Annotated in this window: 14 protein-coding genes; 4 read left to right on the forward strand and 10 right to left on the reverse strand. The window is 51.8% G+C overall.

Annotated features, from left to right (window positions below; all coding sequences use genetic code 11):
- Window positions 1-157 precede the first annotated feature (157 nt).
- Entirely contained in the window at window positions 158-1,078 is a 921-nt protein-coding gene (locus tag K5L82_RS07535) for a LysR substrate-binding domain-containing protein (RefSeq protein WP_223133700.1), read from the forward strand.
- A 110-nt stretch (window positions 1,079-1,188) separates the two neighbouring features.
- Here K5L82_RS07535 and K5L82_RS07540 read toward each other — a convergent pair whose 3' ends face one another.
- The 5 genes from K5L82_RS07540 to K5L82_RS07560 all read right to left on the reverse strand — a co-directional run bounded on the left by K5L82_RS07540 (window position 1,189) and on the right by K5L82_RS07560 (window position 8,319).
- Complete coding sequence (locus tag K5L82_RS07540) at window positions 1,189-2,748, reverse strand: methyl-accepting chemotaxis protein (protein ID WP_133006028.1); 1,560 nt, start codon at window positions 2,746-2,748, stop codon at window positions 1,189-1,191.
- Window positions 2,749-3,035: 287 nt separating this feature from the next.
- On the reverse strand, window positions 3,036-4,985 hold the full coding sequence (gene gspD, locus K5L82_RS07545) for a type II secretion system secretin GspD (RefSeq protein ID WP_223133701.1): 1,950 nt from the start codon (window positions 4,983-4,985) through the stop codon (window positions 3,036-3,038).
- 32 nt (window positions 4,986-5,017) lie between these two features.
- Window positions 5,018-5,884 (reverse strand): type II secretion system protein N, encoded by an 867-nt coding sequence (locus K5L82_RS07550; protein WP_223133702.1) that lies wholly within the window; start codon window positions 5,882-5,884, stop codon window positions 5,018-5,020.
- A gap of 1 nt (window position 5,885) precedes the next feature.
- Window positions 5,886-6,677, reverse strand: coding sequence for a type II secretion system protein N (gene gspN / locus K5L82_RS07555; protein ID WP_223133703.1), 792 nt, complete (start codon window positions 6,675-6,677; stop codon window positions 5,886-5,888).
- A 139-nt stretch (window positions 6,678-6,816) separates the two neighbouring features.
- The gene (locus K5L82_RS07560; RefSeq protein ID WP_223133704.1) at window positions 6,817-8,319 is read right to left on the reverse strand and encodes a flavin-containing monooxygenase; all 1,503 of its coding nucleotides are present in this window, start codon (window positions 8,317-8,319) and stop codon (window positions 6,817-6,819) included.
- Window positions 8,320-8,482: 163 nt separating this feature from the next.
- Here K5L82_RS07560 and K5L82_RS07565 point away from each other — a divergent pair, with 163 nt between their 5' ends.
- The gene (locus K5L82_RS07565; RefSeq protein ID WP_223133705.1) at window positions 8,483-9,340 is read left to right on the forward strand and encodes a metal-dependent hydrolase; all 858 of its coding nucleotides are present in this window, start codon (window positions 8,483-8,485) and stop codon (window positions 9,338-9,340) included.
- Window positions 9,341-9,399: 59 nt separating this feature from the next.
- On the opposite strand, the gene K5L82_RS07570 is transcribed toward K5L82_RS07565, so the two are convergent.
- The 4 genes from K5L82_RS07570 to K5L82_RS07585 all read right to left on the reverse strand — a co-directional run bounded on the left by K5L82_RS07570 (window position 9,400) and on the right by K5L82_RS07585 (window position 13,234).
- Entirely contained in the window at window positions 9,400-10,242 is an 843-nt protein-coding gene (locus K5L82_RS07570) for an SDR family NAD(P)-dependent oxidoreductase (protein WP_223133706.1), read from the reverse strand.
- 268 nt (window positions 10,243-10,510) lie between these two features.
- On the reverse strand, window positions 10,511-12,163 hold the full coding sequence (gene groL, locus K5L82_RS07575) for a chaperonin GroEL (protein ID WP_223133707.1): 1,653 nt from the start codon (window positions 12,161-12,163) through the stop codon (window positions 10,511-10,513).
- Window positions 12,164-12,238: 75 nt separating this feature from the next.
- Window positions 12,239-12,526, reverse strand: coding sequence for a co-chaperone GroES (gene groES, locus K5L82_RS07580; protein WP_114333243.1), 288 nt, complete (start codon window positions 12,524-12,526; stop codon window positions 12,239-12,241).
- Window positions 12,527-12,721: 195 nt separating this feature from the next.
- A complete protein-coding gene (locus K5L82_RS07585) occupies window positions 12,722-13,234 on the reverse strand; it encodes an FxsA family protein (RefSeq protein WP_133006036.1) in 513 nt (170 codons plus the stop codon).
- A 128-nt stretch (window positions 13,235-13,362) separates the two neighbouring features.
- Here K5L82_RS07585 and K5L82_RS07590 point away from each other — a divergent pair, with 128 nt between their 5' ends.
- Window positions 13,363-14,124 carry an SDR family oxidoreductase gene (locus K5L82_RS07590; RefSeq protein WP_223133708.1) on the forward strand — a complete coding sequence of 254 codons (762 nt, stop codon included), beginning with the start codon at window positions 13,363-13,365 and terminating at the stop codon, window positions 14,122-14,124.
- Between the two features lie 23 nt (window positions 14,125-14,147).
- Entirely contained in the window at window positions 14,148-14,471 is a 324-nt protein-coding gene (locus tag K5L82_RS07595; RefSeq protein ID WP_223133709.1) for an MGMT family protein, read from the forward strand.
- A gap of 42 nt (window positions 14,472-14,513) precedes the next feature.
- Here K5L82_RS07595 and K5L82_RS07600 read toward each other — a convergent pair whose 3' ends face one another.
- Entirely contained in the window at window positions 14,514-16,028 is a 1,515-nt protein-coding gene (locus K5L82_RS07600) for a fumarate hydratase (RefSeq protein WP_223133710.1), read from the reverse strand.
- Window positions 16,029-16,087 lie beyond the last annotated feature (59 nt).

Here is a 16,087-nt window from a genome sequence, read left to right on the forward strand (position 1 = left end):
GCATTCTCCTTTATTGAAGCGGTGCGTCGCACCCTGCTCGTTGAACCCTTTTCCCGTAATTGGGAGCCAAGGGATAAATCTAACAATAGCTCAGCAGGGGTGGCTCGAGTAGATGCGAAAATTTATACTATGAGTTCTATGTATAGGACGATCGAATATGCAGGATTTGAACGATCTATTTTACTTTGTGAAAGTGGTTGAGCATGGCGGGTTTGCGCCGGCAGGCAGAGCGCTTGGCGTCCCCAAGTCGAAGCTCAGCCGGCGGATTGCAGAGCTTGAGAAGCGCCTTGATACTCGGTTGATCAATCGGTCACCACGAGTTTTTACAGTTACTGAGTTAGGCAAAGACTATTATCGTCATTGTGTGGCGATGCTGGCTGAGGCCGATGCAGCGCAGGAAGTCATCGATCATTCCCGCTCAGAACCAGTGGGCTCGATACGAGTCAGCTGTGCTCCGGGCATTATCTACTTTCTGGTTGCACCTCTGATCGTCCAATTTATGCAGAAATACCCGAAAGTAAAGATCGAGATGGACGCGACGAGCCGGCGAGTCGACGTTGTCAGGGAAGGTTTCGATGTTGCTTTGCGAGTGAGATATCCTCCGCTCGAAGACAGTGACTTAACAATGAAAGTACTATCCAAAAGTCCCCAGTGCTTGATGGCAGCACCCGAGGTGGTTGCCCAGTACCCCGTGGCGATTACGCCCGATGATTTATCAAAACTCCCCAGTATCGATTTTGAACAATGGGATGGGCAGCATGTCTGGTGCCTAGATGGACCTGCCGGTGCTGCTGTTAAAATCCATCACCAACCACGCCTGGTTACTGATGATGTCTTTACGCTGCTCAAGGCTGCTGTGGGTGGTTTAGGTGTGGTCAAAATGCCGCTCATCGTTGGTGGGCAGGACCTGGCTGACGGCAATCTCGTGAGCATACTACCGGACTGGCGACCTCGCGGAGGTATCTTCCACGCTGTTTTTCCATCGCGCCGCGGTCTGCTTCCGGCTGTAAGGGCATTTCTGGACTTCCTGGCAGACTCGCTAGACGACGTCGATTTCAGGCTGCCTGACGACCACTAATCCGTTCGGCGTTTATTGGTTTGCCATCCGGTTGCGGATGATCTGGATAGTGTCAATGTCGGCAGCGATATAGGCTTGCTGAACAAACAGATCGTAGGGTAATAGAAAGATTAGTCTTTCTTAAAGCGAACGACTAGCTCGTGCAACTCGACCGCAACTGCCTCCATATTTTTTACACTTTCGGATGACTGTTCGCCTTTTTCCAGATTTTCGGACGCCAACGTTGAAATCTGTTCAACCTGCTGATTAATTTGATCAGAAACCGTAGCCTGCTCCTCGACCGCTGCGGCCATCTGCGAGGCCATATCGGCAATTTCGGCAACCGAACCAGTAATCTCACCCAGTGTTTTTTCTGCCTCCAGCATCTGCTCCAGCCCCGTGTCAGCAGCCTGATTGCCTTGCTGGGCTTTTGCCACTGACTCAGAGGAGCGCGTTATAAGGCTTTCAATGATGGCGTGAATTTCTTGTGTTGAATCCTGGGTGCGCCTTGCAAGACTTCTAACTTCGTCCGCCACAACCGCAAAACCGCGACCATGCTCACCAGCCCTTGCCGCCTCAATAGCCGCATTGAGAGCGAGCAGGTTGGTTTGATCAGCGATACCCTCAATCATCTTCGCTACGCCTGCGATACGCTCGCTCTCTTGCGATAACTCTTCAACCGAGGTACTGATGTCGTGAACGGTGTCCTTGAGGTTCTGAATGGATTCCCGGGTTTGCGCTACGACGGTCGAGCCTTTTTTTGCATGGTCCCGCGATCCCTCGGCGTGCTGGGCGGTCTGCTGTACATTAGAGGAAACCTCACCAATGGTTTGTGACATCTCATGGACGGCGGCTGCGACCTGCTCGGTTTCTGCTTGCTGTTTGCGCAGGGTTTCCTGAGCTTCGTAATTAATCTCCATGCCTTTCGTCGCACCAAGCTTTACCTGAGCAGCGGCATCTTCCATTCGGGTAAGCACAGCGTCCAAGTGCGACTGCTGAGCGAGGATCGCAACTTTCAATCGACCAAGAGACATGTCGTCATCGGTGTAACTTTCGGCGGCAAGATTATCCGTGAAGGTGTTTCCCATCATTCCGGCCATTGAGGCCAAAAGTTTACGCTTGGAGGCATACATCCAGAGAGCAAACGCGATAACGCCACCTGACAGAACCAGCTCCGACCAAACCGGCTGGTTCAGCCAAAATAAAAGGCCCGCCACAGCAAACACGAGGCCCATAAAGAGTCCACTGAAAGGTACTCGTTTGAGTATAGAGTTCGCGTATTTGCCCTTACGCAACTTTGCATACAGGCAATCGGCGCGTTCAACATCTTTGCGATTCGGGCAACTTCGCACCGACTCATAACCGACAATCTCACCATTCTCCGTGACGGGCGTGATATAGGCACTGACCCAGTAGAAGTCACCATTTTTACACCGATTTTTGACAAGCCCCATCCAAGGCCGACCACTTTTCAGGTGAGACCACATGTTTTCGTAGGCTGCTGGAGGCATATCGGGGTGACGAACCATATTATGAGGCTGCCCAATCAGCTCGTCCCTGGAAAAACCGCTGACTTCAACGAAGGCATCGTTGCAATGCTGAATCTTGCCGCGCAGATCGGTCGATGAAATTAGTTTCTGGGAGGCTGGAAATGTTCTTTCATTGTCGGTAACAGGAAGATTTTTTCTCATGACTGCCCTTGGCCATCCGCGAATGATGTTTTTCTTGCCTATGAATTATTATTGCCTGAAATTTTGATACCTGTCGCCTTTTTTTGATGATTGTTGCAATTATTTTTTTTGTTTAACCCCTTTTGCGACCGAAATGGCCAACCTAAAATGACGCCATCAGTAGGCCTTCGGTAGAAGCTCTCACCATCTTGAAGCCAATTCCGAGCACAAAAAAAGGCCAGATCACGGCACGGCTCGCAAGCCTTTAAGTGTGCCGGGAACTGGCCCCTTTCATGTCCGATCAGCGTTTAATAACGGCGCCCATCAAACAGCATCTCTACACTCGGCTCAGCCTCAGGTTCCGGGAGGCCCAGTTTTTTGCGAACTTCCAGATTCACGTCCCACAACCGGTTGAACTTCTGAAGAGTCGTTGCTGCTGCATCTTGCTTTCCAAGCATGATGGTCGGGCGCAGAAACACCAGCAAATTGCGCTTCACACGGCTTTCGCTCTCAGACGAGAATAGACGACCCAGATACGGAATGTCGCCCAATAGCGGCACCTTGCTCGTGTTAATTTGATAATCGTCTTTGATCAAACCACCCAGTACAACGGTTTCACCATCGTCTGCAAGAACCGTGGTTTTAATCTCTCGTTTGTTGGTAATCAAATCCGAAGCGCCGGCTACAGCTTTGGTTGAGATATCCTCAGTGGTCTGCTCCACCACCAAGCGCACTAGGCCATCTGCGCTGATAGTCGGGGTCACCTTCAGCGACAAACCGATATCACGACGCTCGATGGTGGTAAACGGGTTGGTTGTGCCATCACCCGTGACGGTCGATTGGCCCGTTCGGAACGGCACGTTCTGGCCAACAATGATTTCCGATTCTTGGTTATCCAGAGTAATGATGCTCGGCGTGGACAACAGGTTTGCGGCGGAGGCTGAGGACAGTGCCTGAATCAGCACACCCCAGGTAATTCCATTTTCGTCACGATTACCCGCGCCCAGAGTGATACCGCCGGCCAGTTGGGGGACCACGTCGCCGACTAACGCACCGATCACCGAGTTCAGGCCAACCATGTCAGAACTGCTGGTCAGGTTGGTACCCAATACTGGCAAGGAGGATGCAGACTCATCGCCGGCTGCCAACTGCACACCCAGTTCTTCGCCTAGCTCATCGCTGATCTCAACAATCGCCGCTTCGATCATCACCTGAGCACGGCGAACATCCAATTGGGAAACGATCTGTTCCGCCTCTTGCATCAAAGAAGGATCACCACGAACCACCAAGGCGTTCAACCCCTCATCTGCGAAAACAGCGAAGTTGTTGTTCGGGTTTCCTGCATTGCTCCCCGTACCGCCAGAGCCACCACTTTCTTTAATCGCTTCGCCCATGACTCCCTTCAGTATTTCAGTCAGGGTTTTCGCATCGGCGTGACGGAGGCGAATGACCTTAGTAGTACCACCACTTGCGGAGGGTTGGTCCAGTTTGCGAATCAGCACTCGCATCTTTTCACGGAAGACTTCGTCACCGCGCAGAATCAAACGATTACTGCGTTCATCAGCAGTGACGTTGTATTTTTTGGCGGAATTATCATTGCCTGCACGGCCCAATTCACTCGGTGCTAATTCCTGTAGCAACTTCACCATGTCGCCGACCCAAGCTTCACGCAACTGGATGACTTCTACTTCAGAACGGGAAGGGCTATCAAGCTCACGAACGATCTGTTCAATGCGCTGAATGTTGGAAGAGTGATCACTCACGATCAAAGCATTGGCCGCCGCCACGCCGGCCAAATGCCCGTATTTAGCAACCAAGGGGCGAAGTATTGGCACCAATTCCAGCGCATTGGCGTTATCAATCTGGATAACCCGGGTAATCAGTTGTTCCGAGGGCGTTGTGTTGAACCGATCCAGTACTTCAGCAGATTGTTTGGCATCCACCTGCTGCACCACTTTCACGACCTCTTCACCGGGAATGGCGGTAAAGCCGTGCACGTTCAGAACCGCCAGAAAGAGATCGTAAATTTCGTCTTTGTTCATCGGTGCGCTCGAAAGCACCGTGACTTTACCCTTCACCCGCGGGTCCACCACAAAACTGTAGCCTGTGATGTCCGCAACTTGCGTTACGAAGGCCCTTATATCTGCTTCCTTGAGATTCAGTCTCCACGTTTCTTCCTGCGCCTGTGCCACGGCCATTAACGGCAGTAGAAGAACAAATAAGAGAACCCTGAGGATGTTTGTTTTATGGTTATACATCTGGCGGTATCGTCCTGTATTGAATTACCCGATCAGTTGCGCCATTGCTCGGGAATGGCATAGCTGACCGTAAGTAGACTTCCATTACGTTCTATTTCTATATCCAGCCGTGGCTGGCTGCGCCATTCGTCAAACAACGCTTTATCCTGTTCAAAATCGCCCAATCGCTGGCCATTCAATGCAGTGATCACATCACCGGGCTTTAGGTTAACGGCGTTCAACATGGCGTTCGAGCCATCGTAAACGTATCCGGTTTGGCCATTGTCGCTGGCCGGGCTCAACCCATAAGCCCGGAGAGCCGCTGCCCCCTGTGTATCAAGTTGAGCCCTGGCACTGGCCAGAATCTCGTCTGGAGACCCCGCAGGGCGGGATTCGTCCTTTGGCGTTTCCGCCACAATCCCTTCAACACCGAGCACTTCTTCAAACGCCAACGATTCGTATCGCCCACCCCGTCTTATTAAAATCCGCGCGGACTCAACTTCGGCGAGCTCCGCGTTACCCGGTAGCCTATCGCCTACTCGGTAGTATTCCGTTTCGCCATTGCTTCCGGCAACTATAGCACCGGAGTCTTCTGGACGCTGCCCTATCAGCACGCCTTCCAAGCGCAACCGCAGCCCGGTTTCGGGCGCAGATTCTCTAATAACATCCGCTACACCGGCCTGAGACTCAGACCGACCAAACAATTCGTACCCGGCTATCGGTGCCAAACCACCGCTCTGTAACGCACTCTGCGCCCCGGCGACTTGCCCGTACAATTCGGGTACAGGCTGCTCCGGCCAGGCATACAACCAGGCAACCCGAGCAAGCTCCACGCCCAAATACATAACCAAAGCGAGAAGCAATAGATTTGCTAATGTTCGAGACACCCGTTCTTGCGATTTAACGGACAATGCAGACACCCTACAAACCTCCTGGCAGGAGAGGTTGCTTAACCCGAAAAACCACATCGCTTGGGCTGCTGTTTTCAGACCAAGGCTGTTGCGCCAAATCCACCATCCGTTTGTACACGCGAATTTCCATCATGCCGTTCCAGAGAATCCTGGCATCTGCCGCGGGCCCGTCACCACCCTGCTCCGAAATATCGAAAGCGACACCGCCATCTACCGTATCCAAGCTGGCTTGCATCGGCGGGAACTGAGCCTGCCCGGTTTGATTTCCCATTGGCCAGACAACCAGACCACCACCCCAGCGCCCTATGCCTTCGGCATGTTGCAACCGCTCATTAGCCCAGCGCAGGTTCAGGTGATCGATGGCTACCTTGCCCTCTATCATGGCCCCACCGCTTTGGCGGATCAGGTCTTTAAACTCCGCAACGGTAACAATACCCTCAGCCATGACGTCAAGGTTACCTGTCCAACTGGCACGGGCTAAGCCTTGCAACCGAGATTGCGAAGACGAAACTGTGAATTCGAGCGGAAGGGTCAAGTCCGTAAACGAGGGCCAGTTCAGATGCCACTGCAGCCGCGCTGGGAACCCCGACAAGTGCACTTTCGCAGCGCCATCCCACAAACGACCAGACACTTGACGGACTTGCACTTGGGGTGGAAGGTCTATCTGCCCTGACACCTGATGCCAAGCCCAGCCAATAGGCATCCTAACGACGAGCGTCACCGCAAAGACAAGCACCCCAAGCAACAACAGCAAAAAGAACTTGCCGGGGCGAAAAAAAGGTTTTGGGGAATCTTCACTCATTACATCGCGCACATTTGTAAGCCGGTTGCCGAGTCTAACAAACACAATTGCCAAGCGCATGATTAAAGCAACAAAAAACCCCGCGTGGATGTGATCCAGCACGGGGTTTTTCTGTGTAGATCAGGCCAGAGCCCGCCATTCAGGAAAATTTAAAGGTCGACGGAATAAGTGAGGAGGAAATCTTCTTGGATCTTGATTCTGCAAATCTTAAACCCGATTCATTGACCTTAGAAAAACGAATCATTGAGGTGTCGTGCAAATAACTCTGTATCACTTTCCATGGGCCACTTTTACCTTGCCTCGGCAATAGATGCCTGGCGCGCGCCACATAACCCGATTGCAGGTCGAGGAAAGGCTCATCGGAAAAATCATTTCCCTGCGCTTCGGGTACACAGTAAGGGATACCCTGCTTATCCATGTAATTGATTAACCGACAGCAGAACTCTGCAATCAGATCCGCTTTCAGGGTCCAGGACGAGTTGGTGTAACCAAAGGTCATCGAAAAATTCGGCACACCGCTGACCATAGAGCCCTTATAGGTTAAACACTCACCGACATTAACCTCCTCACCATCAACTACAGGCGTCACTCCACCAAATATCTTCATATCCAGCCCTGTCGCTGTAACAACAACGTCAGCTTGGAGCTCTTTGCCTGATTTCAACCTGATACCTTGTTCAGTAAAGCTTTCAATATGATCCGTAACCACTGAAGCTTTCTTTTCCTTCAACACTTTGAACAAATCACCATTGGGCACTGCACACAACCTTTCATCCCAAGGGTTATAGTTGGGTGCAAAATGCTTCATATCGAAATCGCTCCCCAACTGCCGTTTGGCTGCCATAAGCAAAAGTCGCCTAATCGCTTTAGGCCGTTGCCTAGAGAGCCGGTACACGCCCAACTGGAGACCTACATTTCTTGCCCGAGCCATTTTATAAACCAGCTTTTCTGGCAAGAATTTACGCAAACCAATCGAAATATGATCTTTCTCTGGGACAGCAGCCACATAGCTTGGAGAACGTTGCAACATAGTCACGTGCTCCGCTTGATCACACATAGCGGGTAACAGCGTGACAGCGGTGGCACCACTCCCAATAATCACAACTTTCTTATCTTTGTACTGAATATCGTCTGTCCATTTCTGGGGATGAACAACATCCCCCTTAAACTTTTCAAGCCCAGGAAAATCAGGCGTATAACCCGCTTCATAATTATAGTAGCCAGTACAGCCCATCAAAAAGCCGCAGGTAAAAATCTGCTCTTCTTCGCTACCTTCTCGAGTGGCGATGACTTTCCACTGAGCTTTTTCACTGCTCCACTCTACACGGGTGACTTTCACCCCATAAGTAATGTGTTGAGTGATGTTATATTCCTGAGACGTCTCTTTTATGTAATTCAAGATCGATGCGCCATCAGCAATACTCTTCTCACTTGTCCACGGCTTGAAGCTATACCCTAGCGTAAACATGTCAGAATCTGACCTTATGCCCGGGTAGCGAAATAAATCCCAAGTTCCACCCATCGAAGATCGACTTTCTAAGACTGCAAATGTCTTTTTAGGACAATTCCTTCTCAAGTGAGCAGCTGCACCTATCCCGGACAAACCTGCCCCTATGATCAAAACATCAACATGCTTATTCATAACCCCTCCGAATTCACTGGCCCCATTATAAGACCGCCCTCCACTTGCCAAGGACTCAGCCAGCAGAATAGTTAAACGCTAGACAATGCTACACCGACCAATGTAACATTGTCTAGGTAACAAATTGGCGCACGTGAAAAATCAACTCCAGGTGGAGGCTAATATGAGTCAGCCGAACAAAAAAACGCCCATGCTAATGCCAACCAGACGCGACATTAAGTTCAAGCTCGATCCTAAGATTATTAGTGAGTGGCACCATTCTGGCGGCCCCATTTTCACAACGTTTCTTAACACCTTTTCGACCATTCTCCCGGTCGGCGAACGCTTTTTTATCGATAGCGTTAGAGTCTATCGAGATAAAATCGAAGACCCTGAGCTAAAAAAGGCCGTCACAGCCTTCATTGGTCAAGAGGCCATGCATGGACGTGAACATGAGGACTATAACTCCCCGTTTTTAGCCAAAACGCCGGCTGCAAGAACATTCGAAAAGGGGGTTACCAAGCTACTTAAATCACTGACAAAACGTGCACCCAAACCTTTTAACCTTTCGGCCACGATTGCCCTGGAACACTTTACGGCTCTATTGGCTGACGGAGTGCTTTCTGACCCCCTCGTTACCGAAGGTGCTGATCCGCAATACGCAGCCTTATGGCGCTGGCATGCCATGGAAGAAACCGAGCACAAAGCCGTTGCTTATGACGTTTGGGATGTCGTTATGGGAAGAGGTACCGGCGCCTATCTAGGCCGAAGCGCCGGCTTCGTTGCTGCAACCGTGATTTTTTGGGGCTTAACGATTCCTGCCTTTGTTGGGGCATTACGTACTGAAGGTCAGATCACCAATTGGGACGGCTGGAACAAATTTTTTAGGTACACTATGGGTGACATTGGATTACTACGCAGACAAATCGGTAACTATCTGGATTACTTCAGACCAGATTTCCACCCGTGGGATCACGACAACCGGGAATACCTGGAGCAAATAGATAAGTTCCTTGCTGATCAAGAAGCCGTAGCTGCTTAATCACTGCTTGCTAGGGCGCGGTCTGTAGCCTCTACATTCCGCACCCTTTTTCAATGTGTTTATTTCGCAGTTAAAGCCAGCGATTTTTGCACCAAAGATTGATACGACGCTGGCAAAGCTCTCGTCATATAGTCCAACACCTTCGCATCTGGACCAATCAATATCCTGCGCTGATTTTTCTTTACACCTTTCAAAATTACCGACGCGGCGGTCTCAGGAGTCGTTCTGAAAAGGCTTTCAAATTGATCGCGCATTTCCTCGGCATTTGCTTGCTTGGAAACACTTTCAATACTCTTATTCAGTCGAGCATTCTTGGCAATATTGGTCTTAATGCCACCAGGATGAACGCAGCTGGCAGAAACCCCGCCCCTCTCCAGATCCAGTTCTTGCCTGAGCGATTCGGTAAATCCTCTGACGGCAAACTTCGAGGCATTATAGGCACTCTGAGTCGGCTGAGAGAACAAACCAAACACACTCGAAATATTCACCACATGCCCCTCTTCACCCGAGGACTTTATATACGGCAAGAATGCTTTAGTGCCGTATATCACCCCCCACAGATTAATATTTATAATCCACTCGTAGTCTTCCAATGGGGTTTCCTCCACCGTACCGCCCAACGCGACACCGGCATTATTAAAAACCAGGTTTACCTTTCCGTGATGATCGACAACCTTGTCGGCCCACTGATTCACCGCCGCGTTATCAGATACATCCAAGATGTCATGACACACTTTGACATCGTACTTTTGCAACTCAGATACCGTTTTCTTTAATCCGACCTTGTCCACATCACTCACCGCAAGATGGCAACCTTCCTTCGCCAAGGCAATAGCAAGGGCACGACCAATACCAGAAGCCGCTCCAGTAACCGCAGCCACTTTATTTCGAAAATTTTTCATTGATGAGAACTCCAATAGTTAGCAATCCGAGTTGCTTTTGGGGACAGCCATGTCAGCACTACGACAAACACCAGTCCATCAGAGGCAACTAATCTATACACTACCTAGTGTAACATAGAATGATGAACCGGTTAATTCATCCTAAAACCTGACGTCTACCCAAAAAATGAAGAAAGCCTAACCACGAAGCCAATAAAAAACCCCGAAAGCCAGGGACTTTCGGGGTTTTTAGACGCGATGAACGCGGGCTAACCATCTACATGATGATTTACATCATGCCACCCATACCGCCCATTCCACCCATGCCGCCCATGTCTGGCATAGCAGCACCAGCGCCTTCTTCTGCCGGCTCGTCAGCAACCATCGCCTCAGTGGTGATGATCAAAGACGCTACAGAAGCAGCGGCCTGCAGTGCGGAACGCGTTACTTTGGCTGGGTCAAGAATACCCATCTCCAGCATATCGCCGTATTCTTCAGTTGCAGCGTTGTAACCGAAAGCCTTATCGCCTTCGCGAACCTTCGCAACCACTACTGAAGATTCACCGCCTGCGTTGAATACGATCTGACGCAGAGGCGCTTCCATAGCGCGACGCAGAATGTTCACACCGGCTTTCTGCTCTTCGTTGATCGCGTCAACCTTGTCCAGAGCTGCGATAGCACGGATCAGGGTAACACCACCACCGGCAACGATGCCTTCTTCAACGGCAGCGCGAGTAGAGTGCAGCGCGTCTTCAACACGGGCCTTCTTCTCTTTCATTTCAACTTCGGAACCAGCACCGATCTTGATAACCGCAACTCCGCCAGCCAGCTTGGCTACGCGCTCTTGCAGCTTCTCTTTGTCGTAATCGGAAGAGCTGTCTTCGATCTGCTTACGGATCTGCTCAACACGGGCTTCGATGTCAGCCTGAGCACCAGCACCATCGATAATCGTGGTGTTTTCCTTGGTGACGTTGACACGCTTAGCAGTGCCGAGGTCGTCCAAAGTAGTGTTTTCCAGAGTCAGACCAACCTCTTCGGAAATCACAGTACCACCAGTCAGAATGGCGATGTCCTGCAGCATTTCCTTACGACGATCACCAAAGCCCGGCGCTTTAACTGCGTTCACTTTGACGATACCGCGCATGTTGTTCACAACCAGAGTAGCCAACGCTTCGCCTTCGATGTCTTCAGCGATGATCTGCAGCGGCTTACCGGCTTTAGCAACGGCTTCCAATACTGGCAACAACTCACGGATGTTGGAGATTTTCTTGTCTACCAGCAGAATGAACGGGTCGTCCAGCTCTGCAGACATGTTGTCTTGGTTGTTGATGAAGTACGGGCTCAGGTATCCACGGTCGAACTGCATACCTTCAACCACGTCCAGCTCGTCTTCCAGGCCACGACCTTCTTCAACGGTGATCACGCCTTCTTTACCAACACGCTCCATAGCGTCGGCGATGATCTTACCAATGGTCTCGTCGCCGTTGGCGGAGATAGTCCCTACCTGAGCGATGTTGCGGCTGTCGTCGCACGGAGTGGCCATTTCACGAATCGCTTTAACGGCTTCAGCAGTCGCTTTGTCGATACCGCGCTTCAGGTCCATCGGGTTCATGCCAGCGGTTACGGCCTTGATGCCTTCGCTAACAATAGACTGAGCCAGAACGGTTGCAGTGGTGGTGCCGTCACCGGCAGTTTCGTTAGCCTGGGAAGCCACTTCCTTAACCATCTGCGCGCCCATGTTTTCGAACTTGTCTTTCAGTTCGATCTCTTTAGCGACAGATACACCGTCTTTAGTTACGGTCGGCGCACCGAAAGACTTTTCCAGAACAACGTTACGGCCTTTGGGGCCCAAGGTAACCTTCACGGCGTCAGCCAGAACGTTTACACCTTTTACCATGCGCTTGCGGGCGCTATCACCAAACTGAACTTCTTTTGCTGCCATGTCTCTAATTCCTGTTCGTTAAACCGAAATTTGATCGATCGGATAAATGTTCGTTCGCGCGAATCGCTCAGGCGATCATTCAAGCACGCCGTAGATATCGTTCTCGCTCATGATGAGCAGCTCTTCACCGTCTACCTTCACGGTATTGCCGGCATACTGGCCGAAAACAACGGTGTCACCCACTTTGACTGCCAGTGAACGAGTTTCGCCATTCTCGAGAATGCGGCCGTTGCCCACGGCGATAACTTCGCCCTGAGACGGCTTCTCTTTAGCGTTACCCGGCAGCACGATGCCACCTGCAGTTTTCTCTTCTTCTTCCTTTCGGCGTACGACAACACGGTCGTGTAACGGACGAATCTTCATTGCTCGGTTGCTCCAATAGTCAGATTAATGTGGCAATGACAATTGCTTGTTAAAAATGTCTGGCCGGAAAGCTCAGGCCTGACAAACTGCCCGGTCTCCAAACATCTGATAGACAGAGCTTTTCGACCCGCGGCGAATCTGTGAAAACTAAATGGGGCTGGCTGGCACGTTTTCAACACCCCCGATGAAAATTTTTTACTTTTTTTCTAACTTATCCCGGTCGAATTCCGTCTGATCTTTATACTCGCCTTCAATGATGTCGCCGTCAGCATCACGATCAAACGGCCGCTGCGGTCCAAACGGCCCCGCGCCAAATCCAGCACCTGACTGGAAGTGAAAACTTCGGCTTTGCCCCGCTACCACCATGCGCTTCATCGCCTGCGCGGCCAGCCAGTGCCGCGTACCCGGCAGCAGACAGAAAAAACCAAACGCATCGGTGATAAAACCGGGCGCCAGCAACATCGCGCCACCCACGGCCAGAATCAGCCCTTCGGCAACTTCTTTGGCGGGCAACTCACCGCTATTGAGGCGCTGATTGGCACGCAGAAGCGTCGCAAGCCCTTGTTTTCTCAACAACCAAGCCCCCACAATCGCCGTTAGAAACACCAACGCAATGGTGTTGAGCGCCCCGATCACGCCCCCCACCTTGATGAGCACCACCAGTTCGGCAACGGGCATGACAATAAACAGAAAAAGGAAAACCGGCATATCGGCCTCGAGCTCGTGAATGTGTGTTCGGCAACGTCTGGTATACTCCGCGCCATACAATAATGACTCAAAGCCACGGGCACACAGTTAATTCTTACCACCATTGAGATCCTAACTAAGGGCAAACTATGAAACTTCAAGACTCCGTAATTGCAATTACTGGTGGCGGCCAAGGTCTCGGCCGCGCTATGGCCGAGTATCTGGCAGCTAAAGGCGCCAAACTCGCTCTGATCGATCTGATGGAAGACAAACTGGCCGAAGCGGTTGAAGCCTGCAAAGAGGCCGGTGTCGAAGCCAGCGCCTACGTTTGCAACGTCGCCAAAGAAGAAGACGTAGAAAACACCTTCAAAGCCATTGTCGCAGACTTCGGCCAGCTCAACGGTCTGATTAACAACGCCGGCATCCTGCGAGATGGTCTGATGGTGAAAGCTAAAGACGGCAAGCTTGAGAAGCGCATGGAGCTAAGCCAGTGGCAGTCAGTCATCGACGTTAACCTCACCGGTGTATTCCTATGTGGCCGTGAAGCCGCTACCCGCATGATCGAAAATGGCGATAAAGGCGCGATCATCAACATCGCGTCTATCTCTCGTGCCGGTAACATGGGCCAAAGCAACTACTCGGCAGCCAAAGCTGGCGTATCGGCACTGGTACCGGTTTGGGCGAAAGAACTGGCCCGTTACGGCATTCGCTGCATGGGCATCGCTCCGGGTTTCATCGAAACCGAAATGACCGCCTCTATGAAGCCGGAAGCCCTGGAGAAAATGACCGCGGGCATCCCGCTCAAGCGCATGGGCAAGCCGGAAGAAATCGCCTCAGCAGCCGCGTTCATCTTTGAGAACGATTACGTATCCGGTCGCATGATCGAAGTCGACGGCGCACTCCGCCTCTAGTCGACGCAATCGCGGAGTTCTACGTGGACGAAATTGAAAACGAACCCACCAAAGAACAAAAAATCTGGCAAGTAGTGGTCGCAATCCCTCCGGGGAAAGTGGCCAGCTACGGTCAGGTTGCCGCCATGGCGGGTCTTGGTCGCCAAGCCCGCTTTGTTGGCCGGGCATTGGGCAAATTGCCCACCGGCCACAGCATCCCCTGGTACCGGGTTCTCCGGAGTAACGGCCAGATTGCTTTTCCTGAAGGTATAGAAACCCGCCAACTGCAAACCGAACAGTTGCGCCTGGAAGGGGTGGAGGTATTGAAAGGAAGGGTATCGATGAAACGCTTTCAGTGGCAGCCCTGAACGCTCGTTCCGGGCTGCCACTGATCTTACAGAAGACTCAGATCACACAGACTTGGCTGCAATAATCTTTTCTTGCCACTCCACCGGGCCGGTCTGGTGCACAGAGCTACCACGAGAGTCGACCGCCACGGTTACCGGCATGTCTTCTACTTCAAACTCGTAGATGGCTTCCATACCCAGTTCTTCAAAGGCCACCACTTCTGCACCTTTGATTGCCTTGGACACCAAGTAAGCAGCACCGCCAACGGCCATCAAATACACCGCGCCAAACTCTTTAATAGCATCAATCGCTATCTGACCACGCTCTGCCTTACCAATCATGCCCGTCAGGCCGGTCTTATCCAGCATGGTGCGGGTGAACTTATCCATCCGGGTTGCGGTGGTCGGGCCCGCAGGACCAACGACTTCTTCACGAATCGGGTCAACCGGTCCCACGTAATAGATGAAGCGGCCTTTCAGATCGACCGGCAGCTCTTCACCACGCTCGATCATGTCTACCATCTTCTTGTGAGCCGCATCACGACCCGTCAGCATCTTGCCAGACAGCAGAACGGTTTCACCTGGCTGCCAGTCCTTCACATCTTCCGGAGTGACGGTATCCAGGTTCACACGGCGAACGTTCTCACCCACTTCCCAGGTAATTTCCGGCCAATCGTCCAGGCTCGGCGGGGTTTGCAGAGATGGGCCAGTGCCATCCAACGTGAAGTGGGCGTGACGAGTCGCCGCACAGTTCGGAATAATCGCAACCGGCTTATTGGCAGCGTGAGTCGGGTAATCTTTCACCTTCACGTCCAAGACCGTGGTCAAACCACCCAGACCTTGAGCACCAATACCCAGATCGTTCACTTTCTCGAACAACTCAAGGCGCAGCTCTTCAGCACGGTTAGAGGCACCGCGCTCTTGCAGATCGTGAATATCGATTGGGTCCAGCAAGGATTCTTTCGCCAGTTCCATCGCCTTTTCCGCGGTACCGCCGATACCAATACCCAGCATTCCAGGCGGACACCAGCCGGCACCCATCTGAGGAATCATTTTCAGCACCCACTCTACAACCGAGTCGGACGGGTTCAGCATGGCAAACTTGGATTTTGCTTCAGAACCGCCGCCCTTGGCTGCCACGTGTACTTCAACCGTATTACCCGGAACCATCTTGTAGTGAATGATGGCGGGGGTGTTGTCTTTGGTGTTCTGACGCTTGCCGTCCGGATCTGCCAGTACCGACGCACGCAGCACGTTGTCCGGATGGGTGTAGGCACGGCGAACGCCCTCGTTGATTACGTCGTCCAGCGCTTTGTCGCACTCAAACTTCACATCCATACCGATGTTCACGAACACGGTCACGATACCGGTGTCCTGACAAATCGGGCGATGGCCCTGGGCACACATGCGGGAGTTGATCAGAATCTGGGCCATGGCGTCTTTCGCCGCCTGAGACTCTTCCCTCTTGTAGGCCTCGTACACGCCCTGAATGAAATCCTTCGGGTGGTAATAGGAAATAAACTGCAGCGCATCGGCTACGCTTTCGATCAGGTCGTCCTGGCGGATTACGGTGGTCATAGTCGCCTCATCAGCTTTCTGATTATGGAAGTGCGCAGAACCGCCAAAGTGGCCCTGCT

Source organism: Marinobacter sp. AL4B, assembly GCF_019916045.1.
In the GTDB taxonomy this organism is placed as follows: domain Bacteria; phylum Pseudomonadota; class Gammaproteobacteria; order Pseudomonadales; family Oleiphilaceae; genus Marinobacter.